This is a genomic window from Acidobacterium sp. FHG110202_01, from assembly GCF_059115305.1.
The window spans coordinates 134,618-153,598 of record NZ_JBZYWJ010000003.1 but is presented as its reverse complement, the minus strand read 5'-3'; the positions used below and the strand labels follow the sequence as shown (position 1 = coordinate 153,598).

General features: G+C 55.6%; 19 protein-coding genes. 5 read left to right on the top strand and 14 right to left on the bottom strand.

The annotated features are described in order from the left end of the window. Positions 1-80: 80 nt before the first annotated feature. The 3 genes from AC5S16_RS06945 to AC5S16_RS06935 all read left to right on the top strand — a co-directional run bounded on the left by AC5S16_RS06945 (position 81) and on the right by AC5S16_RS06935 (position 4,479). Positions 81-263: a CPXCG motif-containing cysteine-rich protein gene (locus AC5S16_RS06945; protein ID WP_493929314.1), complete on the top strand. Its 183-nt coding sequence runs from the start codon at positions 81-83 to the stop codon at positions 261-263. Between the two features lie 131 nt (positions 264-394). Further along, positions 395-3,283, top strand: coding sequence for an outer membrane protein assembly factor BamA (bamA, locus tag AC5S16_RS06940; protein ID WP_493929313.1), 2,889 nt, complete (start codon positions 395-397; stop codon positions 3,281-3,283). A gap of 527 nt (positions 3,284-3,810) precedes the next feature. Then, positions 3,811-4,479 (top strand): OmpH/Skp family outer membrane protein, encoded by a 669-nt coding sequence (locus AC5S16_RS06935; protein WP_493929312.1) that lies wholly within the window; start codon positions 3,811-3,813, stop codon positions 4,477-4,479. Positions 4,480-4,797: 318 nt separating this feature from the next. Here AC5S16_RS06935 and lepA read toward each other — a convergent pair whose 3' ends face one another. From lepA to AC5S16_RS06920, 3 genes are all read right to left on the bottom strand, one after another. Then, positions 4,798-6,609, bottom strand: a complete 1,812-nt coding sequence (lepA, locus tag AC5S16_RS06930) for a translation elongation factor 4 (RefSeq protein ID WP_493929311.1) — start codon at positions 6,607-6,609, stop codon at positions 4,798-4,800. 156 nt (positions 6,610-6,765) lie between these two features. Then, positions 6,766-8,181 (bottom strand): glycosyl hydrolase family 79 C-terminal domain-containing protein, encoded by a 1,416-nt coding sequence (locus AC5S16_RS06925; RefSeq protein ID WP_493929310.1) that lies wholly within the window; start codon positions 8,179-8,181, stop codon positions 6,766-6,768. 106 nt (positions 8,182-8,287) lie between these two features. After that, positions 8,288-8,746 (bottom strand): hypothetical protein, encoded by a 459-nt coding sequence (locus AC5S16_RS06920; protein ID WP_493929309.1) that lies wholly within the window; start codon positions 8,744-8,746, stop codon positions 8,288-8,290. A gap of 305 nt (positions 8,747-9,051) precedes the next feature. Between AC5S16_RS06920 and AC5S16_RS06915 the strand changes: the two genes are divergently transcribed. Next, positions 9,052-10,797, top strand: coding sequence for a lytic transglycosylase domain-containing protein (locus AC5S16_RS06915; RefSeq protein WP_493929308.1), 1,746 nt, complete (start codon positions 9,052-9,054; stop codon positions 10,795-10,797). 320 nt (positions 10,798-11,117) lie between these two features. Then, on the top strand, positions 11,118-11,543 hold the full coding sequence (locus AC5S16_RS06910; RefSeq protein WP_493929307.1) for a hypothetical protein: 426 nt from the start codon (positions 11,118-11,120) through the stop codon (positions 11,541-11,543). A gap of 159 nt (positions 11,544-11,702) precedes the next feature. Here the strand turns inward: AC5S16_RS06910 and AC5S16_RS06905 are convergent, their stop codons facing one another. From AC5S16_RS06905 to AC5S16_RS06855, 11 genes are all read right to left on the bottom strand, one after another. Next, positions 11,703-12,146, bottom strand: coding sequence for a DinB family protein (locus AC5S16_RS06905; protein WP_493929306.1), 444 nt, complete (start codon positions 12,144-12,146; stop codon positions 11,703-11,705). A 6-nt stretch (positions 12,147-12,152) separates the two neighbouring features. Further along, positions 12,153-12,704, bottom strand: coding sequence for a peroxiredoxin (locus AC5S16_RS06900; RefSeq protein ID WP_493929305.1), 552 nt, complete (start codon positions 12,702-12,704; stop codon positions 12,153-12,155). Positions 12,705-12,740: 36 nt separating this feature from the next. Continuing rightward, complete coding sequence (locus AC5S16_RS06895) at positions 12,741-13,598, bottom strand: LpxI family protein (RefSeq protein WP_493929304.1); 858 nt, start codon at positions 13,596-13,598, stop codon at positions 12,741-12,743. Positions 13,599-13,604: 6 nt separating this feature from the next. Beyond that, a complete protein-coding gene (gene lpxA / locus AC5S16_RS06890; protein ID WP_493929303.1) occupies positions 13,605-14,381 on the bottom strand; it encodes an acyl-ACP--UDP-N-acetylglucosamine O-acyltransferase in 777 nt (258 codons plus the stop codon). After that, positions 14,378-14,899 (bottom strand): 3-hydroxyacyl-ACP dehydratase FabZ, encoded by a 522-nt coding sequence (fabZ, locus tag AC5S16_RS06885; RefSeq protein ID WP_493929302.1) that lies wholly within the window; start codon positions 14,897-14,899, stop codon positions 14,378-14,380. Before fabZ ends, lpxA begins: the two co-directional genes overlap by 4 nt. A 237-nt stretch (positions 14,900-15,136) precedes the next feature. After that, on the bottom strand, positions 15,137-15,700 hold the full coding sequence (locus AC5S16_RS06880; RefSeq protein ID WP_493929301.1) for a Spy/CpxP family protein refolding chaperone: 564 nt from the start codon (positions 15,698-15,700) through the stop codon (positions 15,137-15,139). Then, positions 15,684-16,148, bottom strand: a complete 465-nt coding sequence (locus AC5S16_RS06875) for a hypothetical protein (protein ID WP_493929300.1) — start codon at positions 16,146-16,148, stop codon at positions 15,684-15,686. Before AC5S16_RS06875 ends, AC5S16_RS06880 begins: the two co-directional genes overlap by 17 nt. After that, positions 16,145-16,723: an RNA polymerase sigma factor gene (locus tag AC5S16_RS06870; protein WP_493929299.1), complete on the bottom strand. Its 579-nt coding sequence runs from the start codon at positions 16,721-16,723 to the stop codon at positions 16,145-16,147. The genes AC5S16_RS06875 and AC5S16_RS06870 overlap by 4 nt, the downstream gene beginning before the upstream one ends. 108 nt (positions 16,724-16,831) lie before the next feature. Then, complete coding sequence (locus AC5S16_RS06865; protein WP_493929298.1) at positions 16,832-17,632, bottom strand: hypothetical protein; 801 nt, start codon at positions 17,630-17,632, stop codon at positions 16,832-16,834. A 51-nt stretch (positions 17,633-17,683) separates the two neighbouring features. Next, positions 17,684-18,484 (bottom strand): SDR family NAD(P)-dependent oxidoreductase, encoded by an 801-nt coding sequence (locus AC5S16_RS06860; protein WP_493929297.1) that lies wholly within the window; start codon positions 18,482-18,484, stop codon positions 17,684-17,686. 39 nt (positions 18,485-18,523) lie between these two features. Then, positions 18,524-18,943: an MmcQ/YjbR family DNA-binding protein gene (locus AC5S16_RS06855; protein WP_493929296.1), complete on the bottom strand. Its 420-nt coding sequence runs from the start codon at positions 18,941-18,943 to the stop codon at positions 18,524-18,526. Positions 18,944-18,981 lie beyond the last annotated feature (38 nt).

Sequence of the window (18,981 nt, the reverse complement as noted above, 5' to 3'; positions counted from 1 at the left end):
AAACAATTTTCTGCCATCTCCAACGTCCTCAAAGCAGGCGAAAAACCCTCCTATCCGATAGACTAAGAACGGATTTCGTCATGCCGTTCGCAGCGGGTTTCCAATGCGCTGGCTGTGGGGAGTGGAATGAAACTGTGGTGGATGAATCAGCCGGCATGCGGCAATCTTACGTCGAAGATTGTCAGGTTTGCTGCAAACCAAACGTTCTCAGAATCGTCTGGAATGGTGATGGCTTCGATATTCAGGCGGAATTGGAGAGCTAGCTATTGTGGGTGGATCGGCTTCGCCCAATGATTGGAAGGCGGTCTGAAGACGCTCCGGAGTTGGGAACAGTGCCTCCGGTCACTTATAATCGCTTTTTCCTCAATTCGATTCGATTTTTTGCAGTGAGGGTGTGCCTATTTTTCCCGTCATGCGCGAGAGCGTGAGCTCTCCACACACAACAAGCCAGATTGCCGGCCGCAAGCTCTGCCGCGCGTGGAAGCCATTGGCCTTCATTCTCCTTTGCTTCACCATCTTTCCGGTATGGGGACAGCAGGGCCAGACCATCAATCAGATTCGCGTCATCGGCAACCGCCGCATCCCGAAAGAGACGATCCTCGCCCGCATGTTCAGCCATGAGAACGAGGCCTTCGACCCCACGACGGTCGAGCGCGACTTCAACTCACTGTGGAACACGGGCTATTTTGAAAGCGTCCGCATCGAGCGCGAAGAATCGCCCAAGGGCGGCATCATCCTCGACGTGTATGTCCGGGAAAAACCCACCATCCGCGAGATCAATTACAAGGGCCTGAACTCCGTTACCCAGTCCGACGTGCTTGACCGCTTTAAGAAGGAAAAGGTCGGCCTGTCTATTGAGAGCCAGTACGATCCTTCAAAAATTGCCCACGCCATCGCCGTCATCAAGGAGATGCTCTCCGAGCACGGCCACCAGTTCGCCACCATCAAGTGGGACGTCAAGAACATTCCCCCGGCCTCGGTGCAGCTGAACTTCCTCGTCAAGGAAGGCCCCAAGGTCAAGGTCGGCAATATCAGCTTTACCGGCAACCAGCACATCCCTGCGCGCGATCTGCGTCGGTCCATGAAGAACCTGCGCCCCATTGGGATTCCGCATTCGATCTTCTTTGAGAACCTCTTTGCCAAGACCTACGATGCCAGCAAGCTTGAAGAAGACGCTGAGCGCGTCCGCCAGGCCTATCGCGACAAGGGTTATTTCCGTGCCTCAACGGGCGATCCACAGACGCGTCTGCGCAACGAAGGCGGGCTGTCATTGTTCACCTTCCGTCCGCGCAAGGGCAAGCGCATCGACATCCGCATCCCGGTCGATGAGGGCGCACGCTATCGCCTGGGCTCCATCACTTTCAAAGGCAGCAAAATTCAGAATCTGAATGTGAATGCCCTGCGCGCACAGTTCCCGTTGAAGGATGGCGAATATTTCAATTTCACCGCCTTCGGCAAGGGTCTGCAAAACCTGCAGAAGGCCTACAGCACGCTTGGCTATATCAACTTCACTGCTAACCCTGTACCGCAGATCGATGACGACAAGAAGATCGTCTCTTTCGAAGTCGATCTCGAAGAGGGCAAGCAATTCTATGTCTCACACATCGAGTTCCAGGGCAACACCGTTACCCGCGACTTCGTCATCCGCCGCGAGCTTTACCTCGAAGAGGGGCAGGTCTACAACAGCCATCTCTGGGAACTGAGCCTGCTTCGCCTGAACCAGCTCGACTACTTCGACGCACTCAAGGTCGATCAGGACACGGAGACACACCAGAACCCCGAAGCCGGCACGGTAGATCTCCTGCTCAAGGTGCACGAGAAGGGCAAGAACTCCATCGGCCTCAACGGCGGCGTCAGCGGCCTTTCGGGAACGTTCCTTGGCCTGAACTACCAGACCAACAACTTCCTCGGACTGGGCGAGACGCTCAGCGTGCAGGCCAGCGCTGGCAATCTGTCGCGCAACTTGCTCTTCGGCTTCACTGAGCCGTACATCCGCAACAAACCCATCAATCTCGGTTTCCAGATTTACGCGCAGAAGTACGATTACAACTCAGCCAAGGCCTATAACCTGAGCGGCGCAGATGCGAACACCTCAGCCGCCGTCAATTCGCTCACTCAGAACTACAATCAGTCGACGACCGGCTTTACGGTTTCTGGCGCCTACCCGATCCGTCACTCCTTCAAGCGCATCGGCCTGACGTATGCCCTGAACCGCTCTTCGGTGACAACATTCAGCGCTGCTTCGCAGAACCTCTTCCAGACGCTGGCCTTCCGCAGCGGCATCCAGGGGCAGAACTCGCTCGAAGGCATTGTGAGCAGCATGGCATCGCTCAGCTTCTCGTGGAACAGGCTGGACTCGACCTACATGCCGCGCACAGGCTCATCGTTCAACAGCGTCTTCCAAATCGCGGGCATCTGGGGCAACGTGCGCTACTTCAGTCCAATCGTGGAATACAAGCAGTTCAGGCCAATTAAGTGGTTCAAATTCAACAATGAAGGCCGCAATGTCCTGGGTTACCGCATCCAGGCTAACTATATCCATGGCATTAGTGGCGATGTAGCGCCGCCCTTCAATCGCTTCTATCAAGGCGGCGAGAGCGAAATCCGCGGATTTGATATTCGCACCGCAACACCATACGGATTCGTCCCGACGCGTGTGCAGTTCAACCTCACCAATCCGGACGGCAGTTGCGTGCCGCAGGATCCGACCAATCCGCAAACGAACCAGTGCATCAAGGTGCCGATTCCTGTTTATGGCATCGGCCCCATCGGCGGCGACACGGAGATTACCGGCAACATCGAATACCGCATTCCGCTGGTCGGGCGCACGGCTGCGCTCGAGCTCTTCAACGACTTCGGCATGAACATGGCGATCAGCTCCGGTCAGCTCAAACAGAGTCCGCAGGGCTTCGATCAGCTGAACGCTCCGCTCTACGGCTGCCCAAATTATGTGAACGGCGCCTGCGTAGGCGGACAGCAGATCCAGTTTGATCGCTACATCCGGCCGATTCCTGGGACCAATTACGTCCCACGCGATTCGATCGGCGCGCAGATTTCGGTCATGATGCCGATCATCAATGCGCCGTTCCGTATCTACTATGCCTATAACCCGCTGCGCCTGCACGATTCCTTTCCAGGCCAGCACCTGATCACCCGCAGCATGTTCCCTGCAGGAGGAGCGGGCGACTACAGCTATGCCCAGGCGCAGCAACTCTACGGCCAGATTTACGAGTTGCGTGAGCCGACCAAGACCTTCCGTCTGACGGTCAGCACCACATTCTAAAACAGCTGCAGGACAGAAGGCCATCCTATAAGATGGCCTTTTTGTTTACCATAGAGTAATGCCGTATCCGATCAAAATCTGTGTCATCTGTTCGCAGGAATTTGAGCTGAAACCGGACAAGCCAGGTTTTGCCAATCGCTGCCCGGAATGCAGCGAGCCTGAATCAACCGGCACAATTAATGCTGGCGAAGACAAAGGCGATGCTGGATTGAACGAAGCACGGAGGAAGGCTATTCGGAACCTGCTTTACCGCAAGGAATAGCAGGTATTGGTTTTGAAGGTCAGCCATCGCCGTGGAATCTATAGACGGTGATACCTCATATTTGACCTTCACCACCCGCTCCCTTATATAATTCGCTTGAGTTCCTGAGAATGTCCTCTGTCCGTGTTTCAGTCTGTGTTTTCGGCGCTGAGCCAGAAAACAGTCGCACGAAGCGCCTCAGACGGGAAAGCCAGGGAGCGAAAGTTCGCTTCCGCACCGAAATGCGGGCGATCACACCCAAGAACCGAAGGAGTTTCTGATTTCCATGAAGCGTTCGTTAGCACTCGTTTGCATGCTCGCGTCCGGACTCGGCCTGCACGCCGTGGCCCAGGCGGGCAGCGCCACTGATCCTGCGCCAGCTGCAGCCGCAGCCGCGCCTACGGGCGGGACCAAAATCGCCGTCATCATGTTTCAGCCCGCAGTCATGCAGACGAACGAGGGCCAGCGTAATTTTGCTGATCTGCAAAAGAAATACGACCCGAAGCGGACTCAGCTGAAGAGCATGAGCGATGAGATTGACAATCTCAAGAAGTCGCTTCAGAGCGGCGGCGCCAACCTCAGCGATGCCGAACGCGGAAACCGCGCGAAAAGCATCGACGAGAAGGAAAAGGCCTTCCAGCGCCTCGGCGAGGACACACAGAACGACTTCCAGCAGGATCTGCAGAATACCTACACCCAGCTGGCGGAAAAAGTCTTCACAGTCGTCCAGACCTATGCACAGCAGAATGGTTACACTATCGTGATTGATTCAAGTGCGCAGCAGAGCCCGGTTCTCTGGGCCAGCGAGGCGACGAATATCACTCAGGCCGTCATCCAGGCCTACAACCAGAAGTCCGGTGTTCCTGCTCCTGCGGGCGGTGCTGCAGCCGGTGCACCTTCGGCTCCGACACCGCGGACTGCTCCGCGGCCTAGCGGAACTACTCCGAAACAGTAATAACGTTCCAATCAAAAAAGCCCCGGTTCAGCCGGGGCTTTTTATTGTTAATGAATTCCCCCAAAGAGCCGATGTGGCTGTGGAAAAAAATGTGGAAGACGCGACCGTGACTTCTTCGAACATTTTCGCAAAAGCACAAATTTGTTAAACAGGACTGTAGGGACCCTGCAACCTCTTTATTTTCAATAGAGAAATGCGCTGAAGGTGCTCCAACCCTTCATAAATCTGCGCGAATCCATGGAAAGGCACAGCTTGTGCTTTCCACAGGACAAGTTAAGGGAGTATGACTGTTGGTCTCATGCAGGGCCAATAGTTGGATTACCTGCCGCTATCTTCTCCAACTTTGAGGACCGCCAGGAAGGCCTCCTGTGGGATATCCACTTTGCCAATGCGCTTCATGCGTTTCTTGCCTTCTTTCTGCTTCTCGAGCAGCTTGCGCTTACGGCTGATGTCGCCGCCGTAGCACTTGGCCAGCACGTTCTTGCGCAGCGCCGCAACAGTTTCCCGTGCAATGATCTTCGATCCGATTGCTGCCTGGATGGCGACTTCGAACTGCTGCCTTGGGATCAGCTCGCGCATCTTCGAGACCAGAGCCCGACCGCGTTCATAGGCAAAGTCGCGGTGGACGATGATCGAGAGCGCATCCACCGGCTCACCGGAGACGAGGATGTCCATCTTCACCATCGGAGATTCCCAGCTACCGGAGAGGTGGTAGTCGAGCGACGCATACCCTCGCGAGACCGACTTCAGACGGTCGTAGAAGTCGAGCACGATTTCATTCAGGGGAAGCTCGTAGGTCAGCATCACCCGCGTTGGCGTGACGTATTCGAAATTCTTCTGCCGCCCGCGCTTTTCTTCGACCAGCTTTAGAATGCCGCCGACATACTCCTCGTTGGTCAGGATAGTTGCCGTGATGATCGGCTCCTCGACCTTTTCAATCTCGCTGGGATCAGGCCAGCGAGACGGGTTATCGACCTCGAGCAGCGAGCCGTCAGTCATGGTGACCTTGTAGCGTACGCCCGGAGCTGTAGTGATCAGGTCGAGATTAAACTCACGCTCCAGTCGCTCCTGGATGATCTCCATGTGCAGCAGGCCGAGGAAACCACAGCGGAAACCGAAGCCCAAGGCCGCTGAGCTTTCCGGCTCGAAGAAGAACGATGAGTCGTTCAGGCGAAGCTTTTCAAGCGCATCGCGCAGCAGAGTGTGCTCATGCGAGTCGACGGTGTAGAGCCCGGCAAAAACCATCGACTTGATGTCTTCAAAGCCGGGCAGCGGCTCAGCGGCGGGGCGGCCGTCTTCGGTGACGGTATCGCCGATCTTGGTGTCGCTGACATTCTTGATGGTCGCGACAAAGAAGCCGACCTCACCGGCGGAAAGCTCGTCAATCTCAACCGGCTTGGGTGTGAGAATCCCCAGCGACTCCACGTCAAAGACCTTGCCGTTCGACATCAGGCGGATCTTCGCGCCCTTGCGCAGCGTGCCGTTCACCACGCGCGCCAGCACGATCACGCCGCGGTAGGCGTCAAACCAGGAATCGAAGATCAGTGCCTGCAGCGGGGCATTAGCGTCTCCGGTTGGCGGAAGCAGACGATGCACGATCGCCTCAAGAATGTCGGGGACGCCGAGGCCGGTCTTCGCGCTTACCGGGATCGCGTCGGTGGCGTCGAGTCCTACGGCCTGCTCGATCATCTCCTGCGTGCGCGGAATGTCGGCGCTGGGCAGGTCGATCTTGTTGATGACGGGAATGATCTCGAGGCCGTGATTGATGGCTAGGTACGCATTGGCGAGCGTCTGCGCTTCGACTCCCTGCGACGCATCGACGACAAGAAGTGCGCCCTCACACGACGCCAGCGAGCGCGAGACCTCGTATGAGAAATCGACGTGCCCTGGCGTGTCGATCAGATTCAGTTGATAGGTCTGCCCGTCCTTGGCCGGATACATCATGCGCACGGCATGCGCCTTGATGGTGATGCCGCGCTCGCGTTCGAGGTCCATGGCATCGAGTACCTGAGCCTGCATCTCGCGTGCAGTGAGAGCGCCGGTCAGCTCGAGTAGCCGGTCAGAGAGCGTGGACTTACCGTGATCGATATGCGCGATGATCGCGAAATTGCGGATAAACTTACTGTCCATGGAATCAATACAAGGCGGAAGGATTGCTTCGAAAGACTTTCCCAACCTGTATTTTTATTATCGCAGAGATATGGTGAGGGATTTTGGGGTATAGCACATAGTGGATTTGTTTTGGTTTGGATGAAATATATTGACGATGAGTCATTGATACGAAGTTCAGGCCGAACGAAGAACGACGCCACTCATCTTCGGTACCCTTACCGCTCCAGTACTGAGTCGCCCCTGATCCTTCGCCTGCCAACGCCCTTCCGTGTCAACTGAAGCCCCGCCAAAAGTGATACCCGTTTTGCTATCGGGCGAAGGTGCTGTCAACCACAGAGCCGAAACCTCCCTCATGCCCAGTTCAGCAATGGAGAGCTTCGCATCTTGCGAGAGGTCTCTATTTACGACGACGACTGATCGAGGCTTTCCTCTGACTCCAAGAGCATAGGCCGTGACGTTCACACCCGGCGCTTCAAAGTCGATTGGCAGCACTTCGTGACAGCCTGACATGGCATTGGCAAATGCAAGCATGCCATAGTAAGGCACACCTGCCGTATTCACGCCTTTGCCGTCATCCTGGATTGGAGAGTATGAGCTCACGAACCCCAGCTGGTTGACGCCTGTCTCTATATTGACGCCAGTGCATCCATACTGTGCAAGCAGCAGCATAAAATCGAGCGTCCACAGAGCGCCAACAAAGGTATCGCTGACGCCGGGACGGCCTCCACCTGAGAAGGAATTTGTTTCGCACATTCGCCATGGGATCCCGCTCTGTTGCGAAGCAGCTTGCAGACGTACAAGGACCTCTCTCAGTCTCGGGTCAGGCTTGAGCAATTGCTCGACGCTGCCGCGAGTCTGGCCATTGCGGTAGTAATGCGTGGTCAGCAGCTGGACTTCGCCTTTCGCGTCCGCGGCCATTCGTTCGGCCCATTCGACCGAGCTGGCTGTATCCGGAGCGGCAAAGCGTACACCTGGTACCGCCTTCAGAGTTGCAGAGCGCCAATCACTGTACTCTTTGCGATACGTCTGGTACTCATATGGTGACTTACGAAATGGTTTCTGGCCCCGGTCATAATTCTCCACTTCGTTGCCGATTTCAAGAGCAAGTAATCGCGATCCCAGAACTGAGGCAAGGGCACTCGCCTCATCCACCGCCTCCTGAATGCTGCCTTGAGCAAAGTTGACGCTCCAGATTGCGGTCCAGCCGATTGCCTTGAGAAAGCCGGCAAACTGTTCAAGGCTCGCGCGGGTGATCACTGTATTCTGGCGATCCGCCACAATGGTTCCGTTAGGCTCATATCGGGTATAGTCTGCCACGATACCGCCGACACGAATGACGCCTTGAGGTCCGAGACCTTTGACCAGTTCAACATAGCGATGGTTCGCAGCACTCAATAAACCGATTGGAGCAACGGAAGACATTTCGTATCCAAGCCCGATAAAGTTGGCGGGAACAGTTACAGGAGCAGTCTTGCCCAGTCTAAGTGCGATGGCAGGTTGGCCCTCAGCAGGAAGTACTGCTTTGGAAATAAACGCCAGTCCGGCGGAAATTTTCAATGCGTTTCCTAGAAGCGATCGGCGAGTCACCATAGTGGTACGGGCTCCTGATTTCAACGGCCATAACAGATTTCTTCCGTCACACTATCACGCTGCCGGCACATCCCGGTTGACGCTTGTCAGATATAGAGGACCTGGATTATTCTTCACGCTTCCAGCAATGGGCAAATTCTTTTCGTGTGTGGCTGGTTCCCATCACGTTGAAAGAGCGCGTCTGCTTTGAATAGATGACCTGATGAATGCCTCCGTGGATTGAGTTCGAGTTGTTGTAGTGTCCAACCCCTGCGCCTCTGTGCTCACGGCTCATTCGGATATAGCTGTGCCACTCCGGATCGCCTTTTGCGTGGAAGCCGGCGGCTTCGAGGAGGCCTTCCCTGGGCTGCCATGTGATTTCCACTGTGCCGCCGGTCGGCTCATGCGTTCCGTCGTCTCTGATGCGGTAATTCAGGTACTGGCCCGTCAGTGAGCAGTATTCCCTGGTGAGTGCCCGCAGTTCTGACCACTTTCGGAATCTCGCGCCGATCTTCCAATCGGCGATGGCTCCCAGTACGACTCCTAATGCAGCCCCAGCTGCAAGATCTGGCCAATGGATGGTCATTTGCGTACTCCTCCACAGGATTGACGAAACTCTTCGTAGAAGGTACGGTTATTTTTTCTGGCCGGTTCCCAGAATTTTGAAAGCTGCTGTTTTTCGGCCTGCTATTGTCCAGATTCGAAAATCAGTTTCTCGAACTTATTTATTGGGTGCTTCGCCTTACGGAATGCACTTGAGCATAGCAACGCTGGGGTCCGTCAGAATCAAATGTTCAGAAGTCAACAAATATGGTGCAAAAATTGATCCCATTCCTACAGGGAGTGTGACGCGCCACAGCCGCAGCAAATACAATAAAGTAGTAAATCTTCATGGTTGTTCGAAAATTGCCAGCCGCCGCTCTTGTCGCGGCAATGTTTTTATCCCTGGGTCGCGGAGCGGACGTTGCGTCGGCGCAGACGCAAAATACCGCCAAGCCTTCGTCCTTGCCCGCTATTTCGCAGCGCGACCAGACGCTAATTGACAGCGTCGAAAAGGCCTATCAGGCGGGCCTGGCCAACTATAAAGACGGGCACATCACTGCAGCGCGATCGAATTTCGATTACGCCGTAGACATCATTCTGCGTAGCGGCATCGACCTCAAGAATGACCCTGCGATCAACGAAGAGTTCGACCACATCGTCGATGCCATCAACACGCTTGAGATGGACGCTCTTCGCGAAAACGGCACACAGACTGCGCAGCAACATCCTGAAGACGCGCCGGTCGATGTTGCGAATGATGTGACCTTTCCCGCTGATCCAAAGGTACGAGCACAGGCAGAAGCAGAACTGAAGACGACGCAATCCGATTTGCCGCTGGTAATGAACGACTACGTGGCGAGTTACATCAACTTCTTCTCCAACAGCGCCAAAGGCCACAACACCATCGTTGCCTCCCTTACGCGCGCCGGCCGTTATAAGGACATGATCGAGCGCATCCTTAAAGAAGAGGGTGTGCCTCAGGACTTGATCTATCAGGCCTTTGCCGAATCCGGTTTCCGTCCGCAAGTTGTGAATTCTCGCTATGGGGCAGGCGGCATGTGGCAGTTCCTGCCTTATGGGCCTTATGGCCTTACACGCACGGGCTGGTATGACGAACGCTTTGATCCCGAAAAGGCCACTCGCGCTTATGCACGCTGGATCAAGCAACTCTATGATCAGTTGGGTGACTGGTACCTTGCCATGGCTGCGTATGACTGGGGCACGGGCAATATCCAACGTGCGGTCGAGCGCACCGGCTACGCAGACTTCTGGGAACTGTACCGCCGCAACAATCTTCCACCCGAGACGAAGAACTACGTCCCCATCATTCTCGCCGTTACGATCATGGCGAAGAACCCGAAGCAGTATGGACTGACGGATGTCGTTCCCGATCCGCCTTTAGTTACTGAGACAATCACCACTAACTATGCTGTCGACCTGCGGCTGGTCGCAGATGTGGTGAACGCCCCAGTGCAGGATGTCGTCAGTCTGAATCCCAGCCTGCTGCGCATGTCCACGCCTCCGGATGAGCCGTATGAACTGCATCTGCCTCCGGGTGGAAAAGAACTTTTTCAAAAACGCATTGCTGAGATTCCGGAAGACAAGCGCCGCTACTGGCGCTTCCACGTGTTGACCGCAGGCGAGACGCTCGATGATGTGGCGAGGCAGTATCGTGTCTCGGCCTCGGAGATTGCCTTCGTCAACCAGCTCAACTCATCGAACGATGTCACCGGCCTTGATTCGCTTGTGATTCCCATTACTCCAGCAGCTGCACCCTCCTCGTTGCGCAGCAGCACCTATCAGACACGTCGCGGCGATACATTGGTAACTGTGGCTGATCGCTTCGGTGTGACGGTAGAGCAGCTGCAGCGCTGGAATCACCTGAGTGGTAACGCAGTCACTGCAGGGCACAGGCTTTACGTCGCAGAACCGGCACGCATTGCAGTTTCTTCGCGCTCAAAACGCGGAAAAGCTTCGACGCGCAATGTGAAAAGCGCATCTCATCACGGAGCGAATGCACAGGCACAGGTTCGTGCGGATACGAAGGCAGCGGCTCCAAGGCGAGGCGTGAGCGGGAAGAAAACAAAGCAGTGAACTGAATTAAGTACTTGCGTTCGATTGGAAAGACGTTGCATGCTGTTGCTATAATCCGCGCCGCAGGGCAATGTTATTAATAGCCTTGCCCTGTGATAGAACAGGAAAACAGGCGCCGATAAGCCGGAGGGCATTTCATGCAGGATGATCGCAAACTTTACGCGCAGAATGACAATGAATTTGGACCCGAACATGACGACTTCTCCGATGAAGTTGATGATGGCTTCGGCGAAGACGAAGAGGAAGAAGTGAGCATCTCCATTTCTTCCGATGATGACGACCTTGAGGACCTTGAAGAAGAAAAACCGGAGTATGTTGAAGTGCCGGCGATCATCGCCGAAGAAGTAGCTGTGGTCGAAGCTGAGCCGGTTGCGCCGCCGAAGTCTCCCACGAAGAAAGCAGTCAAGAAGGCACCGGCAAAGAAAATTCCCGCGAAAAAAGCTGCGAAGAAAGCACCAGCCAAGAAGGCTGCGAAAAAAGCTCCGGCGAAAAAGGCCGCAAAGAAATCTGCCGCGAAGTCCAGCAAGGGCGCTCGGGGCGGCAGCAAGGCTACGAAAAAGTCCGTGGCCGCGAAAAAGAGCGCCAGCAGTAAAAAATCCACCAAACGAGGTAAAACTAATTTGGCAGTGAAGAAAGCAGCAAAGAAGGCAGCAGCCAAGAAGGCTCCTGCAAAGAAAAAGGCAGCCAAGAAGGCAACGAAGAAGGCTGTAAAAAAGGCAACCAAAAAGGCAGCTAAGAAGAAGTAACCAGCTGCATCAGGCAAGCAAAAGAGCCCGGCTCATCGCCGGGCTTTTTTGCGCCCGCGGACGGACGTCCGCGGCATGTGCATCTTCAGCGTCATTTCACTGCTACTTCACTGCCCGCACCCAACACGCGAATAACACGTGTGTTGGGTGCAATGGTTTTTACGCTGTCAGAATCTGCTCCAGATGATGATTCTGGTGCGCGATGTAATCCTCAATAAGGAAGCGCAGCGTTGCCGAGCCGTTATCACCGATGTGGCAGACCGCTTCATACCTGTCTCCTGGAATGCGCTCGACTACCGCCTTTAGAATGTCGTGATACACCCGCCACCATTCAAGCAGCACGGACCACTGCATGTCGTTATAGCCATGGGCATCGACCCACGCATCCTGCGCATAGAACGGTCCGGTATAGCCGCCATCGAGCGAGGCGCGCACAAATCGCTGATGATTGTTTGCGGCTGAATCGATCATGTGTCCCAGCACCTGCTTGCGCGTCCAGCCACCTTCGCGCCATGGAACGGAAGCAAGATTCTCGGGCACAGAAAGAAGCGAGGCGTAAACCGCCTCGCAACTTGTTAGAAATTCCCGTGCTGTTTTGTTCATCCGCGCTTATTGGCCCTTGATCTGATTGAGAGCCGTCAGCACTTCTTCACTGTGATGCGAGGGATCGACCTTCGTCCACACCTTTACGATTTTGCCTTGCGGATCGATGAGGAAGGTATTGCGGTTCGCAATCTTGAATCCTGCATAGCTGCCAAGCGAGCCATATTCCGCAACAACTTTCTTGTCTGTATCGCTGAGCAGTGTGAAGTTCAGTCCGTCCTTGGCACAAAACTCCTTGTGGCTGTCGACCGAATCAACGCTCACGCCGAGAATCACGGCATTGGCCTTCAGATACTTGTCCTGATCATGCTGAAAGTTGTGGGCCTCAATGGTGCAGCCCGTGGTCATGTCCTTTGGATAAAAATAGAGCACCACCCATTTGCCGCGGAAGTTATCCAGGCTGACCTGTTTGCCCTCCTGCGACAGCAGAGAAAAGTTGGGCGCCTGAGCGCCGACCTGCGGCATCGGCTGGTCGTCAGCAGCAAAACCGCGAGCTGCCGCAAAACCAATTCCGAGAACTACGACTGCTGCGATGACAAAAATAGAGAGCTTAGACACGGCGCATGGTCCTCCTGTAGCTTATGCGTGCGCTTATTATCTCTGTTCGACTGCTACAATCGCAATCCCGACGGTGTTAGCGCGGGAAATGATTGTATCGTTATCAAAAATCAGCGTGCGGCCTGCCTCGATGGCAAGGCATGTGGCTCCGGCGCGCTCCATCGTCTCGATGGTTTTAAGGCCGATCACGGGCACGTCAAAGCGCATGTCCTGCTTTGGTTTCGCGACCTTCACTACGGTCAGGCTGCGGTCGAAGGTCGAAGCATCGCCTTCAAGAGCCATGGTCTTCATAATGCCCCCAGCACGTTCGATGGCGGCATCGGTACCCTCCATCGCCTCCACGGCAACACAGGACTGGCTGGCGACAACCACCGTCTGGCCGATATCGTATCCGGCGAGCGCATTCGCCACGCTGCGGCCATAGGTGATGTCCTTCTGCTCCTGCTCGGAGGGAGCGCGCTCGGTGAGAATCCCAGCCTTTGCCAGCAGCGGCTCAAGATACGCAGTCGACGAGATCAGCTCGATGCCCTCATCGTTGAGGACTTTCGCGACTGCGCCCAGCAGCATGTCCGTATTCTTGGTGCGTAGCGAAAGCAGAAGTTTCGCCAGCCGCCAGTCCGGTCGGATGCTTGAAAAAATCTGCTTATGCTTCACCTGTCCGGCCATCACCGCACGCGTGACACCTTCCTCGTGGAATGTCTCGATGAGTTTCGACAGCTCACCCAGAGACAGCCAGTACACGCACACGCCTGCGTCAGCTTGAGCCCGGTCATTCATCTCTGGATCAGTCTCTTCTTTAATGGCGGCAACAATCACATCGACGCCATGTGCGCGCGCCGCATCGAGCAGAAGAAAGGGGAAGCGTCCGTTGCCTGCAATGAGTCCGAGCTTCATGGCAGCTTACTTCAACACTCCGCGCTCCGATGCCTCAATAAACCCAATAAGGTAAGCAACATCCTCAGAAGCCGCTTCTTCGCTCTTCAATTTCTCGAGGGCCTGCGATGTGTTCATTTTCCCCGCAAGCAGATAGCGGTACGCGTGCTGAAGTGCCCGTAGCCGTTCGCGATCAAAGCCCTGCCGTTCTAGGCCGATTTTGTTCAGCCCATAAGCATGGGTTTCGCGCTTTGCCGAAGTCAGAGAGAACGGCAACACATCCTGCGTCACCGTAGTGCCACCGCCAGTGTAGGCATATTTACCAATGCGGCAGAATTGATGCACCTGGTTGAGCGCACCCACAGTCGCATAGTCCTCGACAATCACGTGACCTGCAAGCGTTGCTGCATTCGCCAGAATGCAGTGGCTTCCGATTACACTGTCATGCCCGACATGTGTGTATGCCATGATGAGGCAGTGGCTGCCGATATATGTGGTACCGCCGCCGCCCGCAGTGCCGCGAGAAATTGTCACGCACTCACGGATGACATTGTCGTCTCCCAATTGAACGGCTGTCGGCTCTCCTTTGTATTTCAGATCCTGCGGAGCAACGCCTACGCATGCAAATGAATAGAATTTGTTTCGTGTACCTACTGTCAGATGTCCATCGAGAACGACATGAGATATCAGCTCGCATGCTTCTCCAAGCACAACATCCGGACCGATGGTGCAATAAGGGCCGACAATACAGGATTCAGGAATGACCGCCGTAGGTGCAATGATCGCAGTAGGATGAATGCTCACTCTTCCGTCACCGCTGCCAGTACAGGCGCTTCCGCTTGCGCCTGCTGCCTGCGCCGCGGAACGAGCTGGCACATGACAACCGCCTCGCAGGCCAGCTTGTCGTCCACCGTTACCAGTCCCTCCATACGCACAGCGCGCGACTTCCACTGGAGCACGCTGATCTCGATACGGAGTTGATCTCCGGGCACGACAGGACGGCGGAACTTCGCGCGCTCAATGCCGGTAAAGACCATCAGCTTGTTCTCGCGGTCCGGGACTTCGGTCAACAGCAGCGCGCCGCCTGCTTGAGCAATGGCTTCCACCACGAGCACGCCCGGCATGATCGGGTAGTCGGGAAAATGTCCCTGAAAAAAAGGCTCATTGATGGTGACGTTCTTAATCGCAACAATACGCTTCTTGCGCTCGATCTCGATGACGCGGTCGATCAGAAGAAAGGGGAAACGGTGAGGCAGAATCGCCATGATGTCACCAATTTCGAGCACCTGGCGCGCCTCAGCAATATGTGTCGGGTTCTCCATGTCTACCAGAGGCCATTATAAGGGACTGGCGGTCCCGGGCGGACGCGCCTTTCAGGGGCCATTCTTGCTTTGACTCGTGTATTCCTTATGGTTGCCATTCTGAGCGTGGCCGAAGGAACCTTGTAGTTTGCTGCGATAGGGTGGGCAGGAACCAAATCCCACATCTCTCTCCACAAGCATCGTTCAAGTAAAAAGGAGCGACCTAGGCCGCTCCTCTCGCTTGTCTGAAGAAAACCGCTACTCTTGCGGTGGCGCAGGTTTCCTAGGCCCACCATCTGGAGGCGGTGGCGGCCCGTCGCCATCTCTGCGCCCAAACCTCTGAACAAAAAGTCGTTTTTCCTGGGGCTGTATGTCCTTTAACTTTTTCCACTGGTCAGGTGTCAGCACTTGTCGTATCCCTAGCAACATCCGCGCGTTATTCTTTTCGAGCTCGGCCCGCGCCTGGGCGATAGCGTCGATCTGTTTCAGAACCTTCGTTTCATCTGGTTGATCGGCTTCCATCAGCGGTTGCATGATCAGTTCCTGCTTTTCAAGTGCTGCGCTCAGGTCAATCAGTTTCAGGCGGTTCTGCTGAAAAATATCGTCCATCTTTTTCTGCTGGTCAGCAGTCAACCCGACTTGTTGCGCGACCTTTGGATCATTCCACCAGCGGCCATGCATCATCCGCCCCTGAAAAGCGCGCTCCATCGGAGGTGGACCCATCCGTCCGTCCTGTGCAAATGCACTGCCACAGAGACCTGTCCCCATAAGTAAAGCCAGCCCAAGAGCCAGTCTCGAATACTTTCTAGTTGTCTTTCCCACCGTTCTTCTCCCCCTGCTTTGTCAAATCCTGATCGTTTGTGTAATCAAGCGGACGCATTGCAACAGGCACATCTGCTGAAATCTCGCTGGCTACCTGGTCAAGCAATGCGGCGTCGGCCTCGCTCTGCTTCAACGCTTGCTCCTGCTGTGCGCGCGCCATCGCTGCATGATGGCGGTAATATTCAGCTCCAGGAAGCAGCAGCGCGGCCGCCGCTACCGTGGCAAAGGCCCACTCAAGCGCCACGCGTCTTTGCACGGAATGCCTCCGTTGTCTCGCCTGCTCCAGCTGGACCGCGGCCGGCACATCATTTCTTTTAGCCGCGATGTGGCTCACCGCCGCGCGGAACTGACTGATTGCATTTGCCAGGCTTTCGAGATCGCGCTTCGTGGCTGCATCGCTCTCCGGATACAGTTCCTCGATCTGCCGATTTGTCATTTCTCTCGTCATATCCTGCCTCCTACGGTTGCCCGCACCGCCGCCAACGCGCGGTAGAGGTGCGTCTTCACCGTGCTAGGATTCATCCCCGTAGCCTCTGCAATTTCTCTCAACTCCATCTCTTCCACAAAGCGCAAAACAAAAACGTTGCGCTGCTTTACTGGAAGCTCATTCACCGCGTCCCACACAGCTTTTACCTGCGACCGCGCCGCAAAACTCTCTTCCGGCGAACTATGCTGGTCCGGCAGCCAGTCGCTCACATCCATCGGATCGAGCGCCGACTCGCGCGTCTTCGTCCAGAAACGCATACGCCGGTTGCGCAAATGGTCACGCAGCAGGTTGATGGCGATCTTCATCAGCCATGTGCTCAGGCTCGAGTCGCCGCGAAAGTTCTCCCGCGCCAGGTACGCGCGCAGGAAGCAATCCTGCGTCAGGTTTTCGGCTGCATCGCGGTCGCGCAGCGATGCCAGAAGAAACCGGAAGACACGCGGACGATAGAGCCGTACAACTTCATCGAAGTCGGCCAGATCGAGCACTGCCTGCTCTCGCGTCAAGTGGGTGAGCTCACCCGTTGCGATCTGTTCCATGCATAGGAATAGACGGGAGGGCTATAGGAGGAGTTTACAGAAGCACATTAAGCGCTGTCCGGGTAAGTCACAAGCTAAACCAGACGAGACGAACCTGAGCGGTAAGCCCTACTTTTTGATTTTCGCCGCTAAAGTGTCCGCATTAAACCCATCCGGTGGAAGAGGCACGTTGTATGCGGCCTTATAGATAAAGCGCTGGCCGGTCATGTCGCCGTTGTGGAAGCGTGCAATGGTAAACGGGGTGGGAATACCGTCAATGGTGTGGTAATCGTCGTACTCTTCCACTTCTTCGTTCTTGTCCTTGTACACAGGATCGCGCCATTGAAAAGTGCGGCTCATAGGAAGGTGCGTGTCGGCGGCAAGCCGCAAAGTGATCGAATCGTTCGAGGAGGAGATGAGCGTGACCTGGTCGGTTAGGTGGCGCTCCGCAAGCGTCTGGCCTTCGTATAGATAAATCGTGTTTGGATCTTTCATCCAGACCTTTACTGCTGTCTCGATCGAGTGGTCGCGCCTGCGTAGAAAATCATCCACCAGGTCTTTTTCCAGCTGACGCTTGCCGCGATAGGTGATCTCCCATCCCTGGCGGCCGGTAAAGATTTCGACAACGTCATGCTTCTTCGTAAGATCGACACGGTCCTGGTCAGGGAAGACATGCCACGAGAAAAAATCGCCGATCGCGCCCGTCGGCTTGCCCTGATAAAAGCCGGAGCTTCGGCCTTCAAGGTAGCTGTTCTGCAGGTTCAGCCAACGGTCGCCGCCGAGAGCCTGCACCATCGCGTCAAGAAGGTCGTGCGCCTTCTTCGCGCTTGCATCCTGCGCAAACGCACTGCACGCACTCAATGTAAGCAGGAGAACAAAGGTGGAAACAGTGCGTAAAACAAAGGTAGGCGAGGACTTTAGTCCTCGCAAAAAAGCCACCAGATTCGAAAGGGCTTTAGCCCCTGAGGTAGTTCTCAATCCTCACCCCACCAGAACCGCGCCGCCATTTACATTGACGATCTCGCCGCTCATAAAGCCTGCGAACGGCGTGCAGAGAAACAGAATCGGTCCCGCAATTTCGCGCGCTGAAGCTACGCGTCCCAATGGAATGGTCGCAAAAATCTTCTCCCGCGTCACCGGATTATTCAATGCCGGAGCGGACATCTCGGTCGCCACCCATCCCGGAGCCACGCAATTGACGTAGATGCCCTCACGGGCCAGCTCGCTCGAAAGGCTCTTGGTAAGACTGATGAGCGCGCCCTTCGTCACCGCGTAGTCGGCGTGAAAGGCCTCGCCGCGCTGTCCCGCCGTGGAGCTGACAAGGACGATGTGCCCCGCGGCAGCATCCTGCGATGGACGCCCCTGCTTCTGTATTTGCGCGACCGCCGCCTGCACCAGACCGAAGACGCTATCGAGGTTCACCTGGAGGGTTTTACGCCACTGTGCTTCGTCCATTGCGGCAATCGGAGCATCGTTGGGCGGCCAGATGCCATGATTCACGACCAGGCAGTCGAGCCTTCCAAACGCATTCACCGTTTTCGCGACCAGTGCGCGTCCATCTTCCGGGGAAGACAAGTCCTGCTGTACGGCAACGCAATCCTTGCCGAGTTCTGCGGCAAGAGCATCGGCCTCAGCCTGCGCTGTTCGATAATTGAACGCAACCCTGGCGCCCGATTTCTGAAAAAGACGCACGCATTCGGCACCGATTCCACGCGAGCCGCCGGTAATCAGCGCAACCAGGCCCGCAAGCGACAGCGTCACTCCATGATTTCCATCACTCATGTTCTTGACGCTAAAGGAAGTCTCATTTCAGGCGCAACTCTACCGGGCGAGCCCCTTCTTCCTTGCAGCAATCGCTTTCCGGCGCTCACTGGGAGGCATGGAAAGCACATCGCGCGTCTTCTTCGGCAGTTTGGCAAAGACAATCTCGTACGCATGAGCCAGATGCTCTTTCAGCTCACGGTCAGGCAGAGCATCCCATCGTTCGAGACACACCCAATAAGCCCGCGCCAGGTAAGGAGCGGGGATTACACCCTCATTCTCCAGCAGCTCGTTATAGCGCTCCGGGCCCGCTGCAAAAGACAGAACACCCTTGCCATCTCCGTCGAGATTGGCAAGCGCAAACATCTTGCCGCCGATGGACTTGTCCGCCGCCCAGAAGACAAGATTCGCGCCCCACTGCATCGTCTCTTCGACATGAGGTAGCTTCAGCAGGTATTCACGCAGACGCTCAGCATCCATAACCAACATTATCGGCCAATGAGAAGGCTCGCTGAGAT

Bases quoted from the DNA above. Each gene is read 5' to 3' on its own strand.
- AC5S16_RS06945 (WP_493929314.1), top strand. From the start codon at position 81: ATGCCGTTCGCAGCGGGTTTCCAATGCGCTGGCTGTGGGGAGTGGAAT.
- AC5S16_RS06935 (WP_493929312.1), top strand. From the start codon at position 3,811: ATGAAGCGTTCGTTAGCACTCGTTTGCATGCTCGCGTCCGGACTCGGC.
- lepA (WP_493929311.1), bottom strand. From the start codon at position 6,609: ATGGACAGTAAGTTTATCCGCAATTTCGCGATCATCGCGCATATCGAT.
- AC5S16_RS06925 (WP_493929310.1), bottom strand. From the start codon at position 8,181: ATGGTGACTCGCCGATCGCTTCTAGGAAACGCATTGAAAATTTCCGCC.
- AC5S16_RS06920 (WP_493929309.1), bottom strand. From the start codon at position 8,746: ATGACCATCCATTGGCCAGATCTTGCAGCTGGGGCTGCATTAGGAGTC.
- AC5S16_RS06915 (WP_493929308.1), top strand. From the start codon at position 9,052: ATGGTTGTTCGAAAATTGCCAGCCGCCGCTCTTGTCGCGGCAATGTTT.
- AC5S16_RS06905 (WP_493929306.1), bottom strand. From the start codon at position 12,146: ATGAACAAAACAGCACGGGAATTTCTAACAAGTTGCGAGGCGGTTTAC.
- AC5S16_RS06895 (WP_493929304.1), bottom strand. From the start codon at position 13,598: ATGAAGCTCGGACTCATTGCAGGCAACGGACGCTTCCCCTTTCTTCTG.
- fabZ (WP_493929302.1), bottom strand. From the start codon at position 14,899: ATGGAGAACCCGACACATATTGCTGAGGCGCGCCAGGTGCTCGAAATT.
- AC5S16_RS06875 (WP_493929300.1), bottom strand. From the start codon at position 16,148: ATGACGAGAGAAATGACAAATCGGCAGATCGAGGAACTGTATCCGGAG.
- AC5S16_RS06870 (WP_493929299.1), bottom strand. From the start codon at position 16,723: ATGGAACAGATCGCAACGGGTGAGCTCACCCACTTGACGCGAGAGCAG.
- AC5S16_RS06860 (WP_493929297.1), bottom strand. From the start codon at position 18,484: ATGAGTGATGGAAATCATGGAGTGACGCTGTCGCTTGCGGGCCTGGTT.
- AC5S16_RS06855 (WP_493929296.1), bottom strand. From the start codon at position 18,943: ATGGATGCTGAGCGTCTGCGTGAATACCTGCTGAAGCTACCTCATGTC.